The following is a 21964-nucleotide window of genomic DNA, read 5'->3' as shown; positions in this document are numbered from 1 at the left end:
CGATGGGACTGGACTTCGAAGTCGTCGACCTGCCCGACGCCGACCACCCCGAGGTCGGCGACGAGGCACCCGACTTCACCCGCCCGCTGGTGAACGAGGAGTTCTGGGAGGACCGCTCGCTCGCCTCGCTCGTCGACGACGGTCCCGTGCTGCTGGTCGCCCACCCGATGGACGGCGCGTTCCCCGCCACCTACGTCTGGAACGAGATCGACGACCGCGGGTGGACCGACGAGGTCGACGTGGTCGGACTCTCGATCTCCTCGCCGTACGAGCACAGGGACCTGCTCGCCGAGCGCGGCGAGGAGGCACGGCTGTTCTCCGACCCCGACGCTGGCGTCGCCGAGGCGTACGGCATCGAGCACGACCTCGACGGGATGACCGGGATCACCGAGCACCGCCCCGCCGTCTTCCTGATCGACGGCGACCGAACGATCGAGTACGCGTGGGTCGCCGAGACGTGGCCGGACTTCCCCGACTACGACGAGGTCGAGGCCGCGATCGAGTCGCTGTAGGCTGTATCGCTCGCTTTTTTCCCGCCGCCCCCGGAGTCGGGGTATGCGCGACGACCTCGTTCAGGCCACCAGCATGCTCGCGATGGGCGAGCTGGCGGTCTACCCGACCGACACCGTCTACGGGCTGGGCGCCGACGCCATCGCCGCCGACGCCGTCGAGCGCGTCTACGACCTCAAGGGCCGCTCGCGGGACGACCCGCTCTCGATGGCGGTGCCCGACGTGGAGGAGGCGCTCGAACACGTCACCGCGACCGAGCGCGAGGAGGCGTTCATGCGCGAGTTCCTCCCCGGCCCGGTCACGGTCGTCCTCGAGCGGCAGGACCACGTGCCGGACGCGCTGACCGCCGGGCGGGACCGCGTCGGGATCCGCATTCCGGACCACGACCTCGCGCTCGACCTGCTCTCCGAGTTCGCGCCGATCACGGCCACCAGCGCGAACCGCAGCGGCGCGGCCAACGCGACCCATCCCGACGAACTCGACGACGCGATCCGTGAGGGCGTCGGTGCCGTCGTCGACGGGGGCGAGCTCCCGGGCGGCGAGAGCACGGTCGTCGACCCCGGGAACGACGAGATCCACCGCCGCGGCCGGGGGGCCGACGAGGTCGAGCAGTGGCTGGCCGAGCACTGAGCGACCCCATCGGCGCTCAAAGCCCCAACAGCGACCGGAGCGACCGACTCTTCACCCCACACGTCTCCCGGTACTCACACGACTCGCACTTCGCGTCATCGTCGAGCCGCGGCGGCGGCCCGTCGAGCGTCTCCACCGTCCGGAGCAGCTCCCGGTAGCGGGCCTTCTTCCGGGTGGTGAGCCGGACGGTCCGAACCACGCCCGCGGCGGGGTACTCCACGACGGCGCGCGGAACCGCGCGTTCGCGCTCCCACGCGAGCGCCTTCGCCAGCGCGACCGCACGGACCGACTGTGGCTCCCAGACGCCCGCGGGCGGCGGGACGCCCCCGGAGACGAGCGTGGGGATCGGTGGGGCGGGATCGTCGTCGCCGCCCGCCGCGAGCAGTTTGTGGGCGACGCCGCGGCAGTCCTTTCCGCTCAGGAGCGCGTCGCGAGCGGTCGGCTCGACGAGGCGGTCCCACAGCGGTTCGGCGGCGAGGGCGTCGAGGTTCTCGCGGTACTCCGCGGGCGGGACGGCAAGCGGGAGGTCGTCGAGCGTCGCGTCGCTCGCCGACCGGAGTTCGGGGTAGCTGAAGGCGAGTTCGCGGCGGCGTTCGACCTCCGCCGGCGGCCCGCGGTCGTCCGACCGGCGGGCGTAGTAGAGTTGGCGGGGGCAGTACGCGGCGCGGCCGAGGTCGCTGGCGGCGACGAGGGACACGGGGAGCGTGGTCCCGTGATCCGACTTGAACTTTCGGCCCCAGAACAGTTTTTGTCGCGGCGGTCGAACAAGAACCCGATGTCCCGAGAACCGGGCTCCCGTCGCCGGACCGTCGGAACGCTGCTCCCTTTCCTGGTGGTGCTGCTCGTCGGCCAGTTCGTTCCCGAGGGGACGATCCCGGCGTGGAGCGCGAAGGCGGTCGTCGCGACGGCGGTTCTGGTGGTTCTGGCCGCCATCACCTTCGAGGTCGGTCGGGGCTACGAGCGCGCCTGAGCTACAGCTGGGTGTTCGTCTCGATGTCCTCGGCGGCCTCCGCCAGCCCCGACTCGCGGGCGTCGGCGGCGTGGCTGTCCCGGAGGTCCGCGTCGGTCAGCAGTTCGGCGAACTCGTCGGTGAAGCGGCCGTTCGCGCGGGTCGAGCGCCGGTCGGCCGCGATCACCTGCGAGTAGTGCTCGACCGTGTCGAGGTCCGCGTCGAGTCGTTCCGCTCGCTCCGCGAGCGGCACGTCCTCGACGATCAGCTCCCGGAGTTCGTCCATCGGGAGGGGTGCCTCGCGGTCGCTCTCGCGGACGAGGTGGAGGTCCATCCGCGCCCGGAACACCGTCGCCTCGTCGGTCCCCAGCGCGTCGGCGATCTCGGCGTCGCCGTCGCCGGCGTAGAACCGGGTCACCACCCGGACGAGCGCGTCGTCGTCGAGTCCCGACTCGAACGCGTACCGCTCGCGCATCCGCTCGACCAGCTCCCGGATCCGCGCCTCGGCGTCCTCCGCGGCGACCGTGTCGGCGAGATCGCCCCGGTCCTCGGCCTGATCCTCGGTCACCTCCTCGGCGCCCGTGGTCTCGACGAACAGGTCCCGGAGCTCCTCGGTTTGTTCGTCCATAGGGGTGAACAGACGTGCTACGGGCGAATAAGGGTTGGGTAGCGCCGGGGGAGCGTGCTCGTAAACCGTAGCGTTAAGGTGGGTTTACGAGAACCGTCGGGCGTGTCAACCGCAACCGACTCAGTCGACCTCGTCGGCGACGACGTCGCCGTCAACCTCGTCCGCGCCGCGCTGCTGGCGGCGCTGATGGGGGCGTTCGCGTTCGTCTCGTTCCCCAACCCGCTCAGCCCGGGCGTCCCGGTCACCGCGCAGGTGCTCGGCGTGTTCCTCGCGGGGATCTACCTCGGCCCCGCGTGGGGCGGGTTCGCGATGGCGCTGTACCTGCTGGCCGGCGTGCTGGGCGCGCCCGTCTTCTCGGGCGCCAGCGCCGGGCTGGGAGAGATATTCGGCCCGACGGGCGGCTACCTGCTCTCCTACCCGTTCGCGGCCGCGCTGATCGGCGCGATCGTCCACGGCGCCGACGGGCTGGTCGATCTGGAAACAGTCTCGCTGCCGCGGCTGGTGGCCGCGATGGGCGTCGGCGTCCTCGTCATCTACGGGTTCGGCATCCCCGTCTACTGGTACTACCTTGACACGAGCTTCGTCGCCGCCGTCTTCGCCGCGGGCGTCGCGTTCGTTCCCGCCGAACTGGTGAAGATGGCCGCCGCCGTCGGGATCGTTCGCTCCGACGAGGTGCAGGCGACCTGACGTGCTCGAACTCGACGAACTGGTCCACGAGTACGGCGACGCCCGCGCCGTCGACGGCGTCTCGCTGTCGATCCCCGACGGGCAGTTCCTCGTGCTCTGCGGGGCGAACGGCTCCGGGAAGTCGACGCTCGTCCGCCACCTGAACGGGCTGCTCGCGCCCGACGCGGGCCGCGTGCTCGTGAACGGGACCGAGGCGACCGAGGATCCCGTCGCCGCCCGAACGACGGTGGGGATGGCGTTCCAGGAGCCGCGCGACCAGTTCGTCGCGGCGACCGTCGGCGGCGACGTGCGGTTCGGCCCGGAGAACCTCGGCCTCGGTCACGACGAGATCGACCGTCGGGCCGAGGAAGCGCTCGCCGCGGTCGGGCTCGACGGCCGCGAGGCCGACCGGATCGAGTCGCTGTCGGGCGGCGAGCGCGAGCGCCTCGCGGTCGCGGGGGCGCTGGCGATGGAGCCGGACCACCTCGTGCTCGACGAGCCGTTCACCGGGCTCGATTCGCCCGCACGCGACCGCCTGCTCGGGCACCTGCGCGAGCTTCACGCCGACGGCACGGGACTGATCGTGGTCACCCACGACCTCCGGGACCTGCTCGGCGACGCCGAGCGCGTGGTCTGTCTTGCCGACGGGCGGGTCGTCGTCGACGCACCCCCCGACGAGGCGGCCGCCGAACTGCCCGACTACGGCGTCCGCGTCCCCGAAACCGAGGCGACAGCCGACTGATGCTCCGCTACGAGCCCGGCGACTCGCTCGCCCACCGACTCGACCCGCGGACGAAGCTGGCGGTCCAGCTCGCGTTCGCCGCCGCCGCGTTCGCCCACACCGACCCGCAGGGGCTGGCGGTCCTGACCGTCGTGACCGGCGTGGCGCTCGCGAGCGCGCATCTCACGCCCGTCTCGGTGCTGTGGGGCTACCGCTTCCTGCTCCCGCTGCTCGCGGCCGCGGTGCTGTTCGAGTTGGTGACGCTCGGCCCGCCGTGGATCGAGCCGGCTGCGGCGGTCGACCCCCTGCTCGCGAGCTACCGGACGCTGCTGATCGTCGCCGTCGCGGCCGGCTACGTCCGGACGACCGCGGCTCGGGAGTCCCGCGCCGCGGTGCAGTGGGCGATCCCCGGGAAGCCGGGACGGCTGCTAGGTGCGGGCGTGGGGCTGGTCTTCCGCTTTCTCCCCCTGCTACGCCGGGACGTGGCCGCGATTCAGGACGCCGAGCGGGCGCGACTGGGCGACGAGCGCCCGACTCGCGAGCGGCTACGGACCGTCGGTGCGGCCGGCCTGAACCGGGCGTTCGCGCGGGCGGACCGGCTGGCGGCGGCGCTCTCGGCGCGGTGTTTCTCGTGGAACGCGACGCTGCCGCGGCTCCGGTTCCGGCGCGTCGACGTGCCGGCGCTGGCGGTGGCGGCGGCGCTGGTGGCGTACGTGTTCGGGTGAGCCGGCGAGGCCGGCCGCTCGCAGTCGGCACCATTTAGGTGGCGGCAGCGCAGCACACAGGGTATGCTTGCACAGACGCGCGAGACGTTCTGGACGATTTCGCCGACGGGGAAGGCGGCGTTTTACTTCCTCGCGGCGGCGGCGATCCTGGTGTTCGCCGTCGGCGTCTACGAGCGGTTCCGTCGCTACGCGCGGGCGAAGGAGGACCCGTTCCCGCGGCTCGACGACCTGCCCGCCCGCGTCGTCGACGCCGCCGGCACCGTGCTCTCGAACCGCAACCAGTTCGATCGGGACATCTACGCCGGGGTGATGCACGCGTTCATCCTCTGGGGGTTCCTGACGCTGCTGATCGGGACGACGATCCTCGGGTTCGACATCGACGTGTACCGGCTCGTCACCGGCTCGTCGTTCTTCCAGGGCGATTTCTACCTCGCGTACTCGCTGGTGATGGACGCGATGGGGCTGCTGTTCGTCGTCGGCGTCGGGATGGCGATATACAAGCGCTACGCGCGGCGTGACGGGCGGCTCTGGGGGAAACACACGAGCCTCGAGGACGACGCGTTCGTCTGGACGCTGTTCGCGCTGGGCGCCGGCGGCTACCTGCTCGAAGGGCTGCGCATCCGCGCGACGGGGTTCCCCGACTTCGAGAACGTCAGCTTCGTCGGCTACTTCGTCGCGATGGTGATCGAGGCCGCCGGCATCGACGCCGGCGGCGCCGAGGCGCTCTACTGGTGGGGCTGGTGGTCCCACTCCCTGATCGCGTTCGGCTTCATCGCGTTCGTCCCCTACGCGAAGCCGTTCCACATGATCTCCAGCTTCGCGAACGTCGTCGTCAGCGACGACAAGGCGGGCGCGCGGCTGCCTTCCGTCCCTGCCGATCTCGACGCCGACACCGGCGCCGAGTCCATCGACTCCTTCACCTGGAGCGAGACGCTGGATCAGGACGCCTGTACGAAATGCGGGCGCTGTTCCTCGGTCTGTCCGGCCAACGCCTCCGGCCGGGATTTGGACCCGCGGGACGTGATCCTCGACCTGAAGAGCTACCGGGAGGAGGTCGACGCCGGCGACGAGGAGGTCGAAATCATCGCCGACGGCGGCGAGAGCGTCATCGACGCTAGCACGATGGAGTCCTGCCTCTCCTGTATGGCGTGTATGGACGCGTGTCCGGTCGACATCGAGCACCTCACCAGCTTCACGAAGATGAACCGTCAGCTCGTCGACACGGGGCAGGTGAACTCGGAGCTGCAGGACGTGTTCCAGGACGTGATGCAGAAGGGCAACACGTTCGGCGACCCCAACCGCAAGCGCGGCGACTGGTCCGAGGAACTGGAGTTCGACGTGACCGACGCCCGCGAGGAGGAGGTAGAGTACCTCTGGTACGTCGGCGACTACCCGAGCTTCGACGACCGGAACAAGAAGGTCGCCCGCGCGCTGGCCCGGGTGTTCGAGGCCGCCGACGTGAGCTACGGGATCCTGTTCGACGACGAGAAGTACGACGGCAACGACATCCGCCGGACCGGCGAGGAGTTCCTCTACCTCGAACTCGCGGGCCATCACGTCGAGTCCTTCGAGGACTGCGAGTTCGAACACATCGTCTGCACGGACCCCCACTCGTTCAACACGATCAAAAACGAGTACCCCGAGATCGACTACGCCGAGTTCGCCGACGACCCCGTGATGCCGTTCGAGTACGACGGGGAGTGGAACGCCGACGGCGAGATCGGCGTGTTCCACTGGACGCAGGTCGTCTCCGATCTGGTCGACGCCGGCCGACTCGACCTCTCCGGTGCGGATCTGGACTACACCGTCACCTACCACGACCCCTGTCACCTCGGGCGGTACAACGGCGAGTACGAGGCGCCCCGCCAACTGATCGAGGCGACGGGCTGTGACCTCCACGAGATGCCCCGCAGCCGCGACGACTCGTTCTGCTGTGGCGGCGGCGGCGGCGGCCTCTGGATGGAGTTCGACGACGAACCCAAGCCCAGCGAGGAGCGCCTCCGCGAGGGGATCGAAGATACGGACGCGGGCGACGCCATCGAGAAGTTCGTCGTCGCCTGCCCGATGTGTACGACGATGTTCGAGGACGGCCGCAAGACCGGCGGCTTCGAGGACGACCTCGAGATCGTCGACGTGGCGGAACTGGTGGAGGAGGCGCTCGACTCGCAGGGCGCGCTGGCGTCGGTCGGCGCCGACGACGGGACGACCGCGGCGAGCGCGGACTGACGCCTGCGGAACACCTTTTCGGCTGTCGGGTGAGCGATGAGTATGGACGGTCCCGATACAGTCTTCGGAGTCGACTTCAGTGGGGCGAAAGAAGCGGGGAAGAAAATCTGGATTGCCGAGATCGACTGTACGGGTGACGAGCCAGAGTTGATCGGTTGTAACCCAGCGACAGAGTGTTTCGGGACGAAGAAACGGGACCCCACGCTGAGAGAGCTGACCAAATATCTTGCTGGACTAACCCCGAACGCTGTCACCGGCCTCGATTTTCCGTTCGCACTCCCTCAGCAGATCGTCGGCGTCGACGACTGGGAGACGTTCCTGCTGGAGTTCCCAGGAGCGTTCGCCAGCCCGAGCGAGTTCAGGCGTCGGTGTCAGGCCCGCGGATCACGGCTCGACGAAGGCAAGGTCGAGTATAAGCGGAGAATCGAAGAGGAGCATGACGGACTCGCCGCGTACAACTATATGCTGTATAAACAGACGTTCTACGGAATCAGGGATGTACTCCGTCCTCTCGTGCTTTCGGACAGTGTCCGCGTCCCGCCGATGCAGGAGCCGGACGACGACCGCGAGCGCCCGACCGTGCTGGAGACCTACCCTGCTGGCGTCCTCAACGACCTGGACACAGACGAGAGTACCCGTGAGAACTACAAGAAGGACACCGACGAGAGTCGCAAGAAGCGAGAGAAGAACCTCGATGCACTCGAAACCAAGATAGAACTGACAATCGATGATGATCTTCGGAACCGCCTGCTAAACGATTCAGAGGGTGACGCACTCGATGCCGTGATCGCCGCCGGTGGAGTCTTACGCGCGGCGGAGAACGACTTCGCCTACGACGACGACTACGATGAGCAGGAGGGCTACATCTACGTCTGACTCGGCCGGGAAAACAGTTTATACCACCCGACCGAGGCGTGAACGATGAGCGAGGGGGACTCGACGACCGAGGTCTCGAAATGGGCGCTGTTCAAACCGTTCAAGCGACCGCTCGCGCTGAACCTGCTCGTCCCGGTGCTCGGAGTCGCACTCTGGCTGGTCACGTTCGACCAGACCGTCGAGGTGCTCGGAGTCGGCGGGGGGATCGCCGCGGACTCGACTGCCGGCCGGGTCACGCGGGTACGGGCGACGGCAGTCGCGAACGTCGTCTACGGAACGTTCCTCGGGGTCGCGACGCTGTCGGCCTACGGATGGGTGGTGTGGAACCTCTTCTTGAGTGGGTTCTCCACCCTGTACCTCCCTAACCTCTACTTCCGGCTGCGAGGGACCCCGATACCGGATCCGATGTTTCACATGGACGCCCCCCTTCTCCGGTACGGTGTCAACCCCGAGCGGATCGTGCTCCTCTCGTTGGCGTGGGTGGCGTCGACGTATCTCCTCTTTTTCGGCGGCGCGAAGCTGTTGCTGAAGCACACGCGTTGGAAGTACTGGTGGATCCCGAAGCTGCCGACGTAGGAGCTCAGGCCCCGCACCACACGCGTTTTACCCGTCGACCGACAAGCCGAGGTATGACCGACCCCGGTTCGCTCTCCGTTACCATCGTCGACGGCTACGTCGACGAGCCGGCCCACTTCGGGGTGCCGCCGTACATCTCCACCTACCCCCGGTTCACCGCGGGCGCGCTCGTCGACGCCGGCGTCCCCCGCGAGCAGATCACCTACCACACGATCGACGAACTCCGCGAGGACCGAATGAAGTGGGGCGACGTATCGACCGCCGACCTGTTCATCTACGTCGGCGGGATGACCGTCCCCGGCTCCTACGTCGGCGGCACGCCCGCCGAGCCCGACGAAGTGAAGGAACTGGCGTGGACCGCCGACGGCACCACCCTCTTAGGCGGTCCCGTCCGCTTCGGCGTCGGCGAGGAGAACGCCGGCGCACAGGATATGGAGCGCAAGGACCTCGACTACGAGTTCGTCGCGAAAGGCGACATCGAGGCCGCGGCGTACGACCTCGTGGACTCCGGGCTGGAGGGGTTCAACGACCGAATGCGCGACAACGAGGAACTCGACCGCTGGGCCGCCAAGGGCGCGTTCGTCGTCGAACAACACCCCAACCACCCCGAGTACCTGATCGCGGAGATGGAGACCTCCCGGGGCTGTGCGTACCGCTGCTCGTTCTGCACCGAACCGCTGTACGGCAACCCCGCGTTCCGGACGCCCGCGTCGGTCGTCGACGAAGTCGACCGGCTCTCGGACCACGGCGTCGAACACTTCCGGCTCGGCCGACAGGCCGACATCCTCGCGTTCGGCGGCGACGGCGAGGCGCCCAACCCCGACGCGATCCGCGAACTGTACAGCGGGATCCGCGAGGTGGCGCCGGACCTGAAGACGCTGCATCTCGACAACATGAACCCCGTGACGATCACGGACTACCCCGAGGCGTCGCGGGAGGCCATCGAGATCATCGCCGAGCACAACACGCCCGGCGACACGGCCGCGTTCGGACTCGAGAGCGCCGATCCCGTCGTGCAGGAGCAGAACAACCTCCTCGTCACCGCCGAGGAGTGTCTGGAGGCGGTGCGGGTGGTGAACGAGGCCGGCGGCTGGCGCCCGGACGAGAACCGCCTGCCGAAGCTGCTGCCGGGGATCAACCTCGTCCACGGGCTGGCGGGCGAGCGCCCGGAGACGTACGACCACAACCGTCGCTTCCTCCGGCAGGTGTACGACGAGGGGCTGATGCTCCGCCGGATCAACATCCGGCAGGTGATGGCGTTCTCCGGGACGGAGATGAGCGACACCGGGGCGGACATCGCCAAGGAGCACAAAGAGCAGTTCCAGGAGTACAAGCGCGAGGTGCGCGAGCAGGTGGACAACCCGATGCTCCAGCGCGTGGTGCCGCCCGGGACGGTGCTGCCGGACGTGTATCTGGAGTACCACGAGGACGGCACGACGTTCGGTCGCCAGCTCGGGACGTATCCGCTGCTGGTGGGGATCCCCGGCGAGCGCGAACTGGACCGCACGATCGACGTAGCGATCGTCGATCACGGCTACCGCTCGGTGACGGGCGTGCCGTACCCGCTGGACGTGAACGCGGCGTCGATGGACGAACTCGCCGCAGTGCCGGGCGTCAGCGACAGCCGCGCCGGGGATATCGTCGTCTCGCGGCCGTACGACTCGGTGTCGGAGGTCGACGAGATCGCGGACGTTGACCTCTCGCCGTTCGCGACCGTTGGGGACGTGGATATCGACGTGACGCGGACGCCGGACGTTGGTGGACAGGCGGACTGAGTTTTCTGATTCTTTGGAGTAGGAGTCGGTGTCGCTCCTTGGATCGTCGACGGCTGGAGTAGTGGCAGCCGTCGTAGCTCGGTCGGTGTCGAGCGGAACGGCGACCGCGACAGCGACTCGATCGTTGGCCACTTGTAACCGCACCGCTCCGCACAGCCCACGAGCCTCCCCAGCCGACTCACTCGCTTCGCTCGTTCGTCCCTCGCGCTGAGACGCGGCACAGGGCCGCGTCCGCTTCGCGCCGACAGCCGCGGCGGTGCGGTGGCGGTGGACGCCGCGGGCCGGCAGCGGTCGCCGGCCCGCGGGGGAGGGGTGGGGAATCGGTGCTGTGCCGAGCCTCGTGCTCGGCACACTGCGGTCGCAAGTAGTCTACGAACGAGGTGCTGTCGCGGGTGCTGTCCCAGTAGCCAACGAACGAGATGCTGTCGTAGTTGCTGACGAAGGATCCACACGAACGAGCACCAACCCCGTCGAACATTTACCCCCGCCCACGAAACACCGACCCATGCACGTCGAACGCGTCTCGATTCCCGTCGAGACCCGCGCACCCACGGGCGCGACCAACGCCTATCTCGTCGGCGAGTCGCCGGCGGTCCTCGTCGACCCCGCCGGCCGAACCGACGAACTCGACGCGCTCGTCGAGGAGCACGAGGTCGGCACGATCGCCGTCACCCACACCCACCCGGACCACGTCGGCGCCGTCGCCGACTACGCCGCCGAGACCGGCGCCGAACTGCTGGCCCGCCGCCCCGAGCGCTTCGCCGCCGCGACGGGCGTCGAGCCGGACCGGCAGATCCGGGAGGGCTCGGAGATCGGGACCGGCGCCGGCCCGGTGACAGTGCTCGACACGCCCGGCCACGCCGTCGATCACGTCGCGTTCGATCTCGGCGACGGGACCGTCGTCTCGGGCGACCTCGCGGTCGCGGAGGGCAGCGTCGTCGTCGGCGGGCCGGAGGGCGACCTGCGGGCGTACCTCACCGCACTCCGGCGGCTGTGGGCGCGGGATCCCGATCGACTGCTGCCGGGTCACGGTCCCGTGATCGACGGCGATCCGACTCCCCGCGAGACGCTCGAACGCCTGATCGGCCACCGACTCGACCGCGAGCGGGCCGTCCTCGACGCGGTCCGGGGCGGTGCGACCGACCTCGAGTCGGTCGTCGACGCCGCCTACGAGAAAGATGTCTCGGGCGTCCGCGACCTCGCGCGGGCGACCGTCCGCGCCCACGTCGAGAAGCTGGCCGTGGAGGGACGAGTGACGTGGAGGCCCGAGACGGGCCGGGTCGCGCCCGCGTGACCACGCCCGCGGCGACGGCGTTTTCCCGCCCGCCCGCCGAGAGCCTCCGTGTCCCTGACCGACGAGCTCGAGCGTGCCCGCGGGCTCGATACCGACGTGCTCGCCGACGCCATCGAGTCGATCGGCTTCGAGTGCACGCGCTGTGGCGCCTGCTGTACGCGGGAGGAGACGCCCGAGGGCGACACCGAACCGCACACCGCGACGGTGTTCCCCGACGAGATCCGGACGCTGCAGGACGCGGGCGACGGCGACCGCGAGTGGCGCGACGTGGCCCGCCCCATGCCCTACGGGCTCTCCGAGGGCGAGGACGGCCCCGAGGGCGAGACGTTCGAGTGGGCGCTGCAGACCGACGCCTGCGGCGACTGCGTCTTCTACGAGGAGCAGGACGGCCTCGGCGCGTGTACGGTCCACCCGGACCGGCCTCTGATCTGTGAGACGTACCCGTTCAGCGTCGCGCTCGACGGCACCGCCGAGCCGGCCGGCGACCCGGTCGACTCGGAGGGAATCGTCCGCGCCCACGAGTGCGAGGGGCTGGGGCGGGATATCTCCCGGGAGGAGGCCGAAGCGCTGGCTGAATCGCTGAAGGAACGTGCGATCCGGGAGCTCGAGGAGGCCATTTCGCTCCGGGAGAACTACGAGCCGGTCGCGACCGAGGACGGGGAGATCGTCGTCCACGACTCCGAAGGCGCGAAGCGCCCAGACGGCACGCCGGTCGAGCGGACCGAGTGACCGCGCGCCGAGGGGTACCGTGAGAGCGGTACACATATTACGCAGGGGGGACTGGTCGTAGCCGAGTCTCAGCTATGGAAATCTCCGACGAACTCCTCTGTCTGTTCAGTGCGACGGTGCGTGAGGAAGGCGAACGGTACGTCGTCGAAGTGCCCAAACGCGAGATCGAGCGCGGCTCGCTCACCGCCGGCGACACCTACCGTGTCGCCCTGATCGACGGCGAGGCCGGCGCGAGCGACGGCAACACGACCACCACGTCCGCGAACGCCACGACGAGCGAGGGCGAGCCTCAGCCGCCAGTCGAGAAGGGCGAGGTTCGCTACGTCGAGGTCGAGGACATCGGCAAGCAGGGCGACGGGATCGCCCGCGTCGAGCGCGGCTACGTGATCATCGTCCCCGGCGCCGACGTGGGCGAGCGGGTGAAGATCGAGGTGACGGAGGTGAAGTCGAACTTCGCGGTCGGCGAGATAATCGAGGAGTAGCTACACTCGGGCGTCCCACCAGGTGACCGAGCAGAGCTTCTCGCCCAGCGACGAGCCGCCGATCGCGGTGTCGAGCTTGCGGAACTGCCCCGCCATCGCGTCGGGTATCTTCCGGTAGAAGCCGTACGGCAGCACGAAGTCGTGGTCGGCGCCGGCGAGTTCGAGGTCGGCGGAGTCGAGCAGTTCCTCGACCTCGTCACGGCCGTAGAGGTGTGAGCCCATCGGGAGCAGTCGGTTGTACAGCACCCGCGTGCTGAAGTCGTTGAACGTGTCGAAGAACACCTGCTCCTTCGAGACGCGGGCCATCTCCGCCATGAACTTCCGGGGGGTGGGCGCGAGGTGGAAGAAACGCATCGCGACCACCGCGTCGAAGTGATCGTCGGGGAAGGGGAGCCGCGCGGCGTCGCCGCGCATGAACTCCACGCGGTCGTCGACGCCGGCCTGTCGGGCCTTCTCCCGACCCTGGGCCAGCATCGCGTCCGAGATGTCCAGCCCGACGATGTCGGCGCCGCGTTCGGCCAGCATCACGGTAAACCGGCCAGTACCGCAGGCGATCTCGAGCACGTCCCGGTCCTCGACGGGGCCGACCGCGTCGAGCACCGCCTGCTTCTCCCGCCGGTCGATCAGGCGGCCGCCGCGGGAGAACCGCTTTGCGTCGTACTCCTCGGCGACGTCGTCGGCCTGGTACCACTCCTTTCCCTTCACGCTATCGGGAGTCACGTGCCGAACACTAAAACCGTACTGCTTGCCGAACCGCGAGCGGCGACGGCATCAGCGGTCGGGTTCCCGCCCGTCGAGAAACTCGTTGACGAGCGTCGGCAGGAGGACGCCGACGCCGAGGATGAGTCCCGCTGACTGCCACTGCTGCAGCGTCGTGAGCGTGTTCGCGACGTACAGCGACGCGATCGCGAGGGCGATGCAGGCGGCGATGACCGTGTTCTCGCGGGAGACCATAGGCGGCGTTGGCGAGGCGATCGGAAAGAAACTACCGGGGGCTACCCGCTGGTCATGATCCGCTCGGTCGGGATCTTGATCAGCACGCGCGGGCCGGACTCCTCGCCGTGGTGTGGGTACTCCTCCACGTCGAAGTAGCGCTGTGCGAGCTCGTCGATGTGCTCCTTTGCCCCCTCCTCGGTGAGCTCTGCCTCCCCGCGGACCGCGACGTAGCGGTAGGGATCCTCCGGGTCACACACCGAGACCCCGACCTTGGGGTTGTGCCGGACGTTCTTCTCCTTGCGCCGGCCGCGGGCGGTGTTGACCAGCACGTACTCCCGGTCCTCGTGGTCGACCCAGACCGGCGTCACGTGCGGGAAGCCGTCGGGACCGACCGTCGAGATGTGGGCGAACGACTCGGACTCGAAGATGTCGACGTGAGAGTCAGGTATCACGTTCCGGCGATGGCGCGGGGCCGACGTAAGCGTTCGCCCGTCCTCGGCCGGCCACGTTTTTAAGGCTCGGCCGGATGAGGGTGGAGCATGGAACTCTCGGTCGTGGTTCCGACGCTCAACGGTCGGGACCGGCTCGCGGCCAGCCTCGACTCGCTGGCCGCGCGTGCGCCCGGCGCGGAGGTGGTCGTCGTCAACGGCCCCTCCGCCGACGGCACCACCGGGATGGTGCGGGAACGCGACGACGTGGAGGTGCTCGTCGAGGTGGCCGACCGCTGTATCAACGTCGCCCGCAACGCCGGCATCGCCGCCGCCAGCGGGGACGCGATCGCGCTGCTGGGGTTCGACCTGCAGATCGCGGAGGGGTGGGTCGACGCGATCCGGGACGGGCTCGCGGCCGCGAGCGTCGTCACCGGGCCGACCAGCCGCGGCGACGACGCGCCCGACGGCCCCGAACATCGAACCATCGCCGGCCGGGACGTGACGTACTTCGACGGCGACAACGTCGCGTTCCGCGCCTCGACGCTGCGGGAGACGCTGGACGGCTTCGACGAGTACCTCCGGACCGGCGGCGCGCGCGACGCGGCCCACCGCCTCGCCGGCATGGGGTACGACGTGGCGTGGCGCGACGCGATGGCCGCGACGGGGAGCGACGACGACGCCGGCGACGGGCCGGGACCACACGGCCCGGACGAGGGGAATCGGAACTGGAAGTACCGGTCGCTGAGCTACCGGCTGACGAAGAACTACGGGCCGCGGCCGACCGTCGCGCGGCGGACGCTCGCACACGCCGCCAGCGACGCCGCCGCGGCCGCCCGGGGGGTGCTCGGCGGGGAAGGCACCCCCTCCTCGTGGTTCGGGAGCGGCCGGGACGTGATCACCGGTATCGCCCGCGGGAGCGTCGACGGGCTGGTCGCGCGGGCACGGGATCGGAGCGATAGGCGCAACCCTCACGGGCTCTCCGTCGAGACGGAACGGGCGGTCGCGACGTACGATCGGCGGTAGGAGGGGCTGACAGCCGTCGGACTCGTAAGTGGCAGGCGGCGACGGTCAGCCGCCGAACTCGTAAGTAGGAGGCGGCGACGGTCAGCCGCCGGACTCGTAAGTGGAAGGCGGCGAGGGGCAGCCGCCGGACTCCACACTCAGAGGTCGGGTAACAGCCCCGGTACCACCCGCGCGGGGTTCTTAGTGAACACGCGGCGCATCGAATCCTCCGGCACGTCGAGCGTGAGGACGCCCATGACGCCGACGTTCGGGTGGACCGAGGGCGCGCCGCTGCCGAACAGGATCCGGTCGGGGTGTTCGAGCAGCCCCTGCTCCAAGATGTCGCGGTCGGGGACGTACGCGGTGTCGAGGTAGAGATCGTCGTACGCGTCGAGCATCTCCAGCGCCGACGTCATCAGCTCCTCCTGCAGCGGGTAGCCGCCGAAGGAGGTGAGCACGACCGGGAACCCCCGGTCGAGCAGCGTGTCGGCGACGGCGTCGGGCGGGCAGTCCGCCCCCGCGTGGACGAGCACCGGGTCGCCGACGGCGGCGAGTTGGTCGACGACGGACTCGGTCGGGAGGCCGTCGTGAGCGGGGTCGAGCGTGAACCCGTGGTAGCGGTCGTCGTAGGCGTACTGCTCCACGTCGCCCGCGGTGGTGTGGTGGGACTTCGGCCGCACGATGGGGTTGACCAGCGGGCCGACTACGCGGTGGACGCTGCGCGGCCCGCCGAGGCGGGCGAACGCCAGCAGCGGGCGGTCCACGCTCAGCCGCGCGACCGCGTTGTTCGCCCGGAGGTACCCCTCGTCGGCGGGCGTGCGGCCGGGCGAGGCCGCCGCGCGCTCGACGCCGGCCTGGTGCATCTCCCGCTCCAGCCGCTCGGGGGACACCTGCCGGCCGCGGACCGCGACGGCCTCCTCGTCCGGGTCGAGGCGGGTGTGTACGTCGGCGACCCGGAAGCCGTGTTCCAACTCCAGCATCCGTTGAACCGTTCCCACCGTGACGCAAAAAGGGATGGGTCGGGGCGCGGCCCGCGGCGTTCGGGGTTCTGAACCCTTAACTGCCGGCCGTCCGACGTACGGACCGATGAGCGACCTCCCCGAGGACTTCGACTGCACGATCACCGACTGGGAGTACATCTACGGGCTCTGCCGCGACGTGGCCGAGGAAGTGCGCGACGACGAGTTCGAGCCGGACGTCGTCGTCGCGCTGGCCCGCGGGGGCTGGTTCGCGGGGCGGTGTCTCTGTGACTTCCTCGGGCTCGACGATCTGGCGAGCCTGAAGATGGAACACTACGTCGGGACCGCGGAGAAATCCGACAGCGCGGAGGTGCGCTACCCCATGCCGGAGGGCAGCGTCGAGGGCAAGGATGTGTTGATCATCGACGACATCGCCGACACCGGCGGCTCGATCAAGCGCGCCGACGAGTACGTCCGGGAACGGAACCCAGGGACGGTGCGGACCGCGACGCTCCAACTGCTCGGCACCTCGGAGTTCGAACCCGACTACGTCGGCGAGTACCTCTCGGAGTGGACGTGGATGGTGTACCCCTGGAACTTCATCGAGGACATGGTCGACCTGATCTCCGGCGCGATGGCCCAGGAGGACGACGCCGAGGCGTTCGACGAGGACGAGATCCGGGCGCTGCTCGCCGAGCACCACGGGATCGACCGGATCGAGATGGAGATCGCCCAGCCCGACCGGCTGGAGGAGGTGCTGTCGGAGATGGTCCACCGCGGCTACCTCGAACGCGAGGGGGAGCAGTGGCGGCTGGTCTCCGAGGACGGCGAGGCCTGAGTCACACACCGCCGAAAGCGTCTTTCCGCGGCACCGCTCACCGGTACGTATGAGCAGGCTCCGCTTCGCGCTTCTGAACGCCGCCCACGAGGGCGAGAACACCCGCCGGAACTTCCGACGGGAGATCCCCGCGGATCTCGCGGAGTTCGACGTGACCGAGGGACAGCTCCCCGCGGATCACGCGTTCGACGGCGTCGTCGTCACCGGCTCCCGATCCTCGGTGTACTGGGACGAGGCGTGGATCCCGCCGCTGATCGACTGGGTCGCCGAGGCCCACGAACGGGGGGTTCCGATCCTGGGCGTCTGCTACGGCCACCAGGTGCTCGCAGAGGCGCTCGGCGGCCGCGTCGCCGGGATGGACGGGTTCGAGATCGGCTACAACGAGATCCAGCGCCGGCCCGAGGCCGACGGCGACGAACTGCTCGACGGTCTCGGCGACTCGTTCACGGCGTTCACGACCCACGGCGACGCCGTCGTCGACCTGCCGGCAGACGCGGAACTGCTCGCGGAGAACGAGTACGGCGTCCACGCGTTCCGCGCGGGCCACTCGTGGGGCGTGCAGTTCCACCCCGAGTACGACGTCGCGACCGCCCGCGAGGTGACCGAGGGGAAGCGCGACCAGATCGGCGACGAGCGCGTCGACGGCGTGCTCGAAGAGATCACGCCCGCGAACTACGAAGCGGCGTGCGAGGCGAAGCGGCTGTTCGAGAACTTCGCCCGCTACGCCGAGCGGGTCGCGAACGAGGGCGTCAGCGCTGAAGCCGACGCGTAGCTGTCGGATTCCCGAATAGCGAACCGCTTTTGCCGACGCCCGTCCGACCTCCGCCATGCTCGACTACGTCGGACTGGAGGGCGACCTCGACGAGGAGGAGCGGCTGATCCGGGACACCGCACGCCGCTTCGTCGAGGAGGAAGTCCGCGACGACATCGGCCAACACTGGCTCGACGGCACGTTCCCGACGGACCTGATCGAGGAGATGGGCGAACTCGGCTTCTACGCGCCCAACCTCGAGGGGTACGGCTCGCCGAACGTCTCCGAGACGGCGTACGGCCTGCTGATGCAGGAGCTGGAGGCGTGTGACTCCGGGCTGCGCTCGATGGCCTCCGTGCAGGGCGCGCTGGTGATGTACCCCATCCACGCGTTCGGCAGCGAAGAACAGAAGGAGCGCTGGCTGCCCGCCCTCGGCGCCGGCGAGGCGGTCGGCTGCTTCGGCCTCACGGAGCCGGAACACGGCTCGAACCCCAGCGCGATGGAGACCCACGCGGTGAAAGACGGCGGCGAGTACGTGCTCAACGGCTCGAAGACGTGGATCACCAACTCCCCGATCGCCGACGTGGCCGTCGTCTGGGCGAAGGACCGCTCGGCCGACGGCGATCCAGTCCGAGGGTTCCTCGTCGAGACGGATCGGGACGGCGTGACGACGAACGAGATCGACGAGAAGCTGTCGCTGCGGGCGTCGATCACCGGCGAGATCAGCCTGCAGGACGTCCGCGTCCCCGAGGACGCCGTGCTGCCGGGCGTCGAGGGGATGAAGGGGCCGCTCTCCTGTCTGACGCAGGCCCGGTACGGCATCGCGTGGGGCGCCGTCGGCGCCGCCCGGGACTGCTTCGAGACCGCGCGGCAGTACGCGACCGACCGCGAGCAGTTCGGCGGCCCGATCGGACAGTTCCAGCTTCAGCAGGAGAAGCTCGCGGAGATGGCGACCCAGATTACCACCGCACAGCTGCTGGCCTACCGCCTCGGGGAGCTGAAAGAGCGCGGCGACCTGCGGCCCCAGCACGTCTCGATGGCCAAGCGCAACAACGTCCGGATGGCCCGCGAGCAGGCGCCCGTCGCCCGGGAGATGCTCGGGGGCAACGGGATCACGGCCGACCACTCGCCGATGCGGCACATGGCGAACATGGAGACGGTGTACACCTACGAGGGGACCCACGACATCCACACGCTGATCCTCGGCGAGGATCTGACGGGGATTCCGGCCTTCGAGTAGTCGTTTCGAGTTGCTGGCGGGGTCGTCATCGATCTGATTTCATTGATACCGGTGTGAACGTCACCGCGGAGTGAGCAGGACCATTTGCGACCGCACAGCCCTCAGACCTCCCCAGCCGACTCGTTCGCTCCTTTCAGTCGCTCACTCGTCCCTCCCGCTGGTCGCGCCCACAAGGGGCGCTCCGGTTTCGCGCCGACGGTGACAGCGGCGCGGTAGCGGTGGACGCCTCGCGCTCGCCAGCGGTCGGCGAGCGCGGGGGGAGGGGTGGGGACTCGGCGCTGCGCCGAACCTCGTGTTCGGCGCCCTGCAGTTACAAGTGGTCTACGAACGAGGTGCTGGTGCTGTCGTAGTCTCAGTTGCCAACGATCGAGATGCTGTTGCTGTAGTCAGCACCCAAGGATCACAGGCGTTCCGTGAAACAGAAACTACTTATCCAATATCACTAATTACCAACCCGTCTTCTCCCGGCCGGAGCCGCAGCACTCTCCCGGCCGGCCGTCGCCCGTCACGCGACGTTCACCATGACCGAAACCGACGTTTACGACGCGCTGTCGACCCACACCGACCAGTACGAGATCGTTCGCGAACTCCACCGCGTCCGCCCGCACGCCACCTACGAGGTCCGGTACCGCGGCGAACGCGCGGTCTGTAAGGTCGAGACCCATCCGGAAGCCGAACTCGGCCGCGAGGCGGCGGCGATGCGGTACGTCGCCGAAACCACGAGCGTTCCCGTGCCCGAACTGCTCGCGGTCGGCGACGACCACTTCGTCGCGCGCTGGATGGACGCCGTACCGGACGATCCGCCGACCCGCGACGAGGCACGCATCCGCGCGCTCGGCCGGGGGCTGGCGACGCTCCACGCCGAGACGAGCGAGATCGGGTGGACCGGGAAGCTCCGCCCGGCGAGCGCCGTCGACGATCCGACCGTCCCGCCGATCGAGAGCGAGCCGTGCTGGAGCGACACCCTGCTCGCGCTGCTCGACGACCGCCGGCGACTCCTCGACGGCGTCGGCTACGGCGACCTCGCGCGGGCGGTGATCAACTGGGTCCGGGCGAACCGCGATCTGTTCGACGCGGCCGGCGACGCGGTGCTGTGTCACGGGAACTACTTCGGGGAGCACGTCGCACTCGGCAGCGACGCCGAGCGCGTACACGTCGCTGTCGGCAGTGGCGGCGACGGCGAGCACATGGCTACCGACGACGGTAATGTCACAGCAGTCATCGACTTCGAGCACGCGCTCGCGGCGCCGGCGGAGTGGGACTACCTCCGGACCGCGCTCCCGGTGTTCGGTCCTGGCGCCGATCACGACGTGCCGGAGCGCGTCTTCCGCGAGGCGTACGAGTCGGTCCGGCCGCTGCCCGCGAGGTTCGAACGCCGCCGCGAGGCGCTGGTGCTCTGCATCAGCCTCTCCTACCTCCGGTCGCTCCACCTCCAGCGCGGGGATCAGGACCCGGACCACGCCGTCGCACGGCGCGGCCATCGTCTCGCCGCCTCGATCCGGGAGCGACTCGCCGCGCTCCGAGACGAAAGTCCCCGTCGAACCGATGCGTAACTATACCCGTCTGGACGACGCAGGACCGACAAGGCCGATGGCCGACCCGAGACACGACGACGGTGCCCGCCTCGATCTCGGCGACGAGGAACAGTGGGTTCTCCACGCTGCCCTCCTGGACTACCTCGACCGGCGCGCGGACGAGCCGAGCGGCGACGCCGGCTCCTCGCCCGCGCCGCTCGACCGCGAGACGGACACGGACGACGAGGCCGCCCTCGAACTGCTCGACGCGCTGGAGGACGACGAGCCGCTGCGGCTCGACCGCGGGGGGCTGTTGCTCGTCCGGGAACTGCTCTCGGAGTACCTCGCCGGCGCGCCGCTGCGGGACCGGGCGACCTGCCGGAGCGTGCTGGCGGACGTCCGCGACGAGCTATAGCGCGTCGCGGCTCACGATCTTCCCCCACCAGTCACGGTGGTCGGCGCCCCAGCGGTAGAGTCGCTCGCGCAGGCGGTCGTACCCCGGGACCTTCTCCAGTAGCCAGAACAGCGCCACGAAGACGAGGCTCGTCCGGACTAACACGCCCTGGATCGCGGCGCCGGCGGAGTACACCGCGTCGTCGGTCAGCAGGTGGGCCGAGTTCCGCCAGCCTTCGGGGAGCCGAGCCTTCTGATCGGGCGAGAGCGACGCGAACCCGACCGGCTCCACCTCGCCGAACCGTCGGGCGACGGCCGCACACCACGTACAGAACCCACAGTCGTCGTCGTACACCAGCCGCGGTTTGGCCATACGCGTTCTTCGGCGGGCAGCGGTTTCGGCTTTGTGGGCGTGAGAGCCACGACCCCGCCCGTTCCGGACGGCCGGTGCCCGCCCCGTTTAAGCCCGCGGCGCCCCAATCGTGGGGTACGATGCCCGCCACGAAGGAGGTCAAGTGCACGAGCGACGACTGCGAGCTGGACATGTTCGAGAACCACTACACGTACGACATCGCCGACGACCACTCCGTCGCGGACCTGTCCTGTCCGCTCTGCGGCGGGACGGACTGTCTCGAGGAGATCGAGCTATGACGAAACTCGGCGACATCGGTGGCTCGGCCGTCAACGCGGTGCTGGAGCGGGTCGGACGGGGCGTGAGCCGCGTCCAGGAGCGCAAGCCGCTCCCCTACGACCTGCTGGAGAGCGAGGACGCCTACCTCGTCGTGTTCGACGCGCCGGGCGTCGAGCCGACCGACGTACAGGTACGCTTCGTCGACGGCGAGGTGCAGGTGCGGGCCGACCGCTTCCGGGCGTTCCACGAGGGGTTCGAGACGCGGTTCCCCGGCCGCGGGCTGGCGCTCTCCGGGCGCGCGAACCTCCCGCCGGACGCCGTTGTCGACGCCGACGGCGCGGACGCGACGCTGACGGAGAACGGGACGCTCGAAGTCCGCATCCCCAAGGCGGCCGACTCGACGGACGTGCCGCTTGCCGAAGCGGAGACGAGCGAGGACGACGAACAAGAGAGCGACGAGTCAGACGAGAGCGACGAGTAGC

Annotated in this window: 28 protein-coding genes; 21 read left to right on the top strand and 7 right to left on the bottom strand. The window is 69.4% G+C overall.

Annotation, left to right across the window (positions count from 1 at the left end):
- Positions 1-2 precede the first annotated feature (2 nt).
- A complete protein-coding gene (locus ACYQZ5_RS01225) occupies positions 3-512 on the top strand; it encodes a redoxin domain-containing protein (protein ID WP_379730607.1) in 510 nt (169 codons plus the stop codon).
- A gap of 43 nt (positions 513-555) precedes the next feature.
- Positions 556-1140 carry an L-threonylcarbamoyladenylate synthase gene (locus tag ACYQZ5_RS01220; protein ID WP_379818584.1) on the top strand — a complete coding sequence of 195 codons (585 nt, stop codon included), beginning with the start codon at positions 556-558 and terminating at the stop codon, positions 1138-1140.
- A 16-nt stretch (positions 1141-1156) separates the two neighbouring features.
- On the opposite strand, the gene ACYQZ5_RS01215 is transcribed toward ACYQZ5_RS01220, so the two are convergent.
- Positions 1157-1837: a CRISPR-associated protein Cas4 gene (locus tag ACYQZ5_RS01215; protein ID WP_459844862.1), complete on the bottom strand. Its 681-nt coding sequence runs from the start codon at positions 1835-1837 to the stop codon at positions 1157-1159.
- Positions 1838-1915: 78 nt separating this feature from the next.
- Here ACYQZ5_RS01215 and ACYQZ5_RS01210 point away from each other — a divergent pair, with 78 nt between their 5' ends.
- Positions 1916-2110 carry a hypothetical protein gene (locus tag ACYQZ5_RS01210; protein WP_379732577.1) on the top strand — a complete coding sequence of 65 codons (195 nt, stop codon included), beginning with the start codon at positions 1916-1918 and terminating at the stop codon, positions 2108-2110.
- A 1-nt stretch (position 2111) separates the two neighbouring features.
- Here the strand turns inward: ACYQZ5_RS01210 and ACYQZ5_RS01205 are convergent, their stop codons facing one another.
- Positions 2112-2717: a conditioned medium-induced protein 4 gene (locus ACYQZ5_RS01205; RefSeq protein ID WP_379732576.1), complete on the bottom strand. Its 606-nt coding sequence runs from the start codon at positions 2715-2717 to the stop codon at positions 2112-2114.
- A 102-nt stretch (positions 2718-2819) separates the two neighbouring features.
- Here ACYQZ5_RS01205 and ACYQZ5_RS01200 point away from each other — a divergent pair, with 102 nt between their 5' ends.
- The 10 genes from ACYQZ5_RS01200 to ACYQZ5_RS01155 all read left to right on the top strand — a co-directional run bounded on the left by ACYQZ5_RS01200 (position 2820) and on the right by ACYQZ5_RS01155 (position 12787).
- Complete coding sequence (locus ACYQZ5_RS01200) at positions 2820-3404, top strand: biotin transporter BioY (RefSeq protein ID WP_379732575.1); 585 nt, start codon at positions 2820-2822, stop codon at positions 3402-3404.
- Position 3405: 1 nt separating this feature from the next.
- Positions 3406-4125 (top strand): energy-coupling factor ABC transporter ATP-binding protein, encoded by a 720-nt coding sequence (locus ACYQZ5_RS01195; protein WP_459844859.1) that lies wholly within the window; start codon positions 3406-3408, stop codon positions 4123-4125.
- Positions 4125-4829, top strand: coding sequence for an energy-coupling factor transporter transmembrane component T family protein (locus ACYQZ5_RS01190; RefSeq protein WP_459844857.1), 705 nt, complete (start codon positions 4125-4127; stop codon positions 4827-4829). The genes ACYQZ5_RS01195 and ACYQZ5_RS01190 overlap by 1 nt, the downstream gene beginning before the upstream one ends.
- Before the next feature lie 63 nt (positions 4830-4892).
- Positions 4893-7055, top strand: a complete 2163-nt coding sequence (locus tag ACYQZ5_RS01185) for a (Fe-S)-binding protein (RefSeq protein WP_379731220.1) — start codon at positions 4893-4895, stop codon at positions 7053-7055.
- 42 nt (positions 7056-7097) lie between these two features.
- A complete protein-coding gene (locus ACYQZ5_RS01180; protein ID WP_379731219.1) occupies positions 7098-7931 on the top strand; it encodes a DUF429 domain-containing protein in 834 nt (277 codons plus the stop codon).
- Positions 7932-7976: 45 nt separating this feature from the next.
- Positions 7977-8507, top strand: coding sequence for a hypothetical protein (locus tag ACYQZ5_RS01175; protein ID WP_379731218.1), 531 nt, complete (start codon positions 7977-7979; stop codon positions 8505-8507).
- A 53-nt stretch (positions 8508-8560) separates the two neighbouring features.
- Positions 8561-10282 (top strand): radical SAM protein, encoded by a 1722-nt coding sequence (locus ACYQZ5_RS01170; RefSeq protein ID WP_379731217.1) that lies wholly within the window; start codon positions 8561-8563, stop codon positions 10280-10282.
- 505 nt (positions 10283-10787) lie between these two features.
- Positions 10788-11576 (top strand): MBL fold metallo-hydrolase, encoded by a 789-nt coding sequence (locus ACYQZ5_RS01165; protein WP_379818713.1) that lies wholly within the window; start codon positions 10788-10790, stop codon positions 11574-11576.
- A 48-nt stretch (positions 11577-11624) separates the two neighbouring features.
- A complete protein-coding gene (locus tag ACYQZ5_RS01160; protein WP_379732149.1) occupies positions 11625-12305 on the top strand; it encodes a YkgJ family cysteine cluster protein in 681 nt (226 codons plus the stop codon).
- A 74-nt stretch (positions 12306-12379) separates the two neighbouring features.
- Positions 12380-12787, top strand: coding sequence for a TRAM domain-containing protein (locus ACYQZ5_RS01155; protein ID WP_379732150.1), 408 nt, complete (start codon positions 12380-12382; stop codon positions 12785-12787).
- On the opposite strand, the gene ACYQZ5_RS01150 is transcribed toward ACYQZ5_RS01155, so the two are convergent.
- The 3 genes from ACYQZ5_RS01150 to ACYQZ5_RS01140 all read right to left on the bottom strand — a co-directional run bounded on the left by ACYQZ5_RS01150 (position 12788) and on the right by ACYQZ5_RS01140 (position 14175).
- Positions 12788-13492, bottom strand: a complete 705-nt coding sequence (locus ACYQZ5_RS01150) for a class I SAM-dependent methyltransferase (RefSeq protein ID WP_379732151.1) — start codon at positions 13490-13492, stop codon at positions 12788-12790.
- Positions 13493-13558: 66 nt separating this feature from the next.
- Positions 13559-13741: a DUF7987 family protein gene (locus ACYQZ5_RS01145; RefSeq protein ID WP_379732152.1), complete on the bottom strand. Its 183-nt coding sequence runs from the start codon at positions 13739-13741 to the stop codon at positions 13559-13561.
- A 41-nt stretch (positions 13742-13782) separates the two neighbouring features.
- On the bottom strand, positions 13783-14175 hold the full coding sequence (locus ACYQZ5_RS01140; RefSeq protein ID WP_379732153.1) for a PPOX class F420-dependent oxidoreductase: 393 nt from the start codon (positions 14173-14175) through the stop codon (positions 13783-13785).
- Positions 14176-14262: 87 nt separating this feature from the next.
- On the opposite strand from ACYQZ5_RS01140, the gene ACYQZ5_RS01135 reads away from it, so the two are divergent.
- Positions 14263-15177 (top strand): glycosyltransferase family 2 protein, encoded by a 915-nt coding sequence (locus ACYQZ5_RS01135; RefSeq protein WP_459844852.1) that lies wholly within the window; start codon positions 14263-14265, stop codon positions 15175-15177.
- A gap of 137 nt (positions 15178-15314) precedes the next feature.
- Here the strand turns inward: ACYQZ5_RS01135 and ACYQZ5_RS01130 are convergent, their stop codons facing one another.
- Positions 15315-16136: an amidohydrolase family protein gene (locus ACYQZ5_RS01130; RefSeq protein ID WP_459844849.1), complete on the bottom strand. Its 822-nt coding sequence runs from the start codon at positions 16134-16136 to the stop codon at positions 15315-15317.
- 106 nt (positions 16137-16242) lie between these two features.
- Here ACYQZ5_RS01130 and ACYQZ5_RS01125 point away from each other — a divergent pair, with 106 nt between their 5' ends.
- The 5 genes from ACYQZ5_RS01125 (at position 16243) to ACYQZ5_RS01105 (ending at position 20873) form a co-directional block, all read left to right on the top strand.
- Positions 16243-16953: a phosphoribosyltransferase gene (locus ACYQZ5_RS01125; RefSeq protein WP_379731829.1), complete on the top strand. Its 711-nt coding sequence runs from the start codon at positions 16243-16245 to the stop codon at positions 16951-16953.
- A gap of 49 nt (positions 16954-17002) precedes the next feature.
- Positions 17003-17725 (top strand): type 1 glutamine amidotransferase, encoded by a 723-nt coding sequence (locus tag ACYQZ5_RS01120; RefSeq protein ID WP_379731830.1) that lies wholly within the window; start codon positions 17003-17005, stop codon positions 17723-17725.
- A gap of 55 nt (positions 17726-17780) precedes the next feature.
- Complete coding sequence (locus ACYQZ5_RS01115) at positions 17781-18944, top strand: acyl-CoA dehydrogenase family protein (RefSeq protein WP_379731831.1); 1164 nt, start codon at positions 17781-17783, stop codon at positions 18942-18944.
- A 521-nt stretch (positions 18945-19465) separates the two neighbouring features.
- Positions 19466-20497: a phosphotransferase family protein gene (locus tag ACYQZ5_RS01110; RefSeq protein WP_379731832.1), complete on the top strand. Its 1032-nt coding sequence runs from the start codon at positions 19466-19468 to the stop codon at positions 20495-20497.
- A gap of 37 nt (positions 20498-20534) precedes the next feature.
- Positions 20535-20873, top strand: a complete 339-nt coding sequence (locus tag ACYQZ5_RS01105) for a DUF7853 family protein (RefSeq protein WP_379818215.1) — start codon at positions 20535-20537, stop codon at positions 20871-20873.
- Here ACYQZ5_RS01105 and ACYQZ5_RS01100 read toward each other — a convergent pair.
- Complete coding sequence (locus ACYQZ5_RS01100) at positions 20868-21224, bottom strand: DCC1-like thiol-disulfide oxidoreductase family protein (RefSeq protein WP_379732840.1); 357 nt, start codon at positions 21222-21224, stop codon at positions 20868-20870. The two genes, ACYQZ5_RS01105 and ACYQZ5_RS01100, sit on opposite strands and share 6 nt — an antisense overlap.
- Before the next feature lie 119 nt (positions 21225-21343).
- Between ACYQZ5_RS01100 and ACYQZ5_RS01095 the strand changes: the two genes are divergently transcribed.
- Complete coding sequence (locus tag ACYQZ5_RS01095) at positions 21344-21502, top strand: DUF7559 family protein (protein WP_379732838.1); 159 nt, start codon at positions 21344-21346, stop codon at positions 21500-21502.
- Positions 21499-21963, top strand: a complete 465-nt coding sequence (locus ACYQZ5_RS01090) for an Hsp20/alpha crystallin family protein (RefSeq protein WP_379732836.1) — start codon at positions 21499-21501, stop codon at positions 21961-21963. Before ACYQZ5_RS01095 ends, ACYQZ5_RS01090 begins: the two co-directional genes overlap by 4 nt.
- Position 21964: the final 1 nt, after the last annotated feature.

This window comes from Halolamina salina (assembly GCF_054653455.1).
This window is presented reverse-complemented; position numbering and strand designations above follow the sequence as displayed.

What these genes read in the sequence shown, in the direction of transcription:
- ACYQZ5_RS01155 (WP_379732150.1), top strand. Translation starts at nt 12,380, where the DNA reads ATGGAAATCTCCGACGAACTCCTCTGTCTGTTCAGTGCGACGGTGCGT.
- ACYQZ5_RS01090 (WP_379732836.1), top strand. Translation starts at nt 21,499, where the DNA reads ATGACGAAACTCGGCGACATCGGTGGCTCGGCCGTCAACGCGGTGCTG.
- ACYQZ5_RS01095 (WP_379732838.1), top strand. Translation starts at nt 21,344, where the DNA reads ATGCCCGCCACGAAGGAGGTCAAGTGCACGAGCGACGACTGCGAGCTG.
- ACYQZ5_RS01110 (WP_379731832.1), top strand. Translation starts at nt 19,466, where the DNA reads ATGACCGAAACCGACGTTTACGACGCGCTGTCGACCCACACCGACCAG.
- ACYQZ5_RS01175 (WP_379731218.1), top strand. Translation starts at nt 7,977, where the DNA reads ATGAGCGAGGGGGACTCGACGACCGAGGTCTCGAAATGGGCGCTGTTC.
- ACYQZ5_RS01185 (WP_379731220.1), top strand. Translation starts at nt 4,893, where the DNA reads ATGCTTGCACAGACGCGCGAGACGTTCTGGACGATTTCGCCGACGGGG.
- ACYQZ5_RS01220 (WP_379818584.1), top strand. Translation starts at nt 556, where the DNA reads ATGCGCGACGACCTCGTTCAGGCCACCAGCATGCTCGCGATGGGCGAG.
- ACYQZ5_RS01145 (WP_379732152.1), bottom strand. Translation starts at nt 13,741, where the DNA reads ATGGTCTCCCGCGAGAACACGGTCATCGCCGCCTGCATCGCCCTCGCG.
- ACYQZ5_RS01100 (WP_379732840.1), bottom strand. Translation starts at nt 21,224, where the DNA reads ATGGCCAAACCGCGGCTGGTGTACGACGACGACTGTGGGTTCTGTACG.
- ACYQZ5_RS01125 (WP_379731829.1), top strand. Translation starts at nt 16,243, where the DNA reads ATGAGCGACCTCCCCGAGGACTTCGACTGCACGATCACCGACTGGGAG.
- ACYQZ5_RS01165 (WP_379818713.1), top strand. Translation starts at nt 10,788, where the DNA reads ATGCACGTCGAACGCGTCTCGATTCCCGTCGAGACCCGCGCACCCACG.
- ACYQZ5_RS01180 (WP_379731219.1), top strand. Translation starts at nt 7,098, where the DNA reads ATGGACGGTCCCGATACAGTCTTCGGAGTCGACTTCAGTGGGGCGAAA.
- ACYQZ5_RS01130 (WP_459844849.1), bottom strand. Translation starts at nt 16,136, where the DNA reads ATGCTGGAGTTGGAACACGGCTTCCGGGTCGCCGACGTACACACCCGC.
- ACYQZ5_RS01105 (WP_379818215.1), top strand. Translation starts at nt 20,535, where the DNA reads ATGGCCGACCCGAGACACGACGACGGTGCCCGCCTCGATCTCGGCGAC.
- ACYQZ5_RS01225 (WP_379730607.1), top strand. Translation starts at nt 3, where the DNA reads ATGGGACTGGACTTCGAAGTCGTCGACCTGCCCGACGCCGACCACCCC.
- ACYQZ5_RS01115 (WP_379731831.1), top strand. Translation starts at nt 17,781, where the DNA reads ATGCTCGACTACGTCGGACTGGAGGGCGACCTCGACGAGGAGGAGCGG.
- ACYQZ5_RS01135 (WP_459844852.1), top strand. Translation starts at nt 14,263, where the DNA reads ATGGAACTCTCGGTCGTGGTTCCGACGCTCAACGGTCGGGACCGGCTC.
- ACYQZ5_RS01120 (WP_379731830.1), top strand. Translation starts at nt 17,003, where the DNA reads ATGAGCAGGCTCCGCTTCGCGCTTCTGAACGCCGCCCACGAGGGCGAG.
- ACYQZ5_RS01210 (WP_379732577.1), top strand. Translation starts at nt 1,916, where the DNA reads ATGTCCCGAGAACCGGGCTCCCGTCGCCGGACCGTCGGAACGCTGCTC.
- ACYQZ5_RS01205 (WP_379732576.1), bottom strand. Translation starts at nt 2,717, where the DNA reads ATGGACGAACAAACCGAGGAGCTCCGGGACCTGTTCGTCGAGACCACG.
- ACYQZ5_RS01190 (WP_459844857.1), top strand. Translation starts at nt 4,125, where the DNA reads ATGCTCCGCTACGAGCCCGGCGACTCGCTCGCCCACCGACTCGACCCG.
- ACYQZ5_RS01170 (WP_379731217.1), top strand. Translation starts at nt 8,561, where the DNA reads ATGACCGACCCCGGTTCGCTCTCCGTTACCATCGTCGACGGCTACGTC.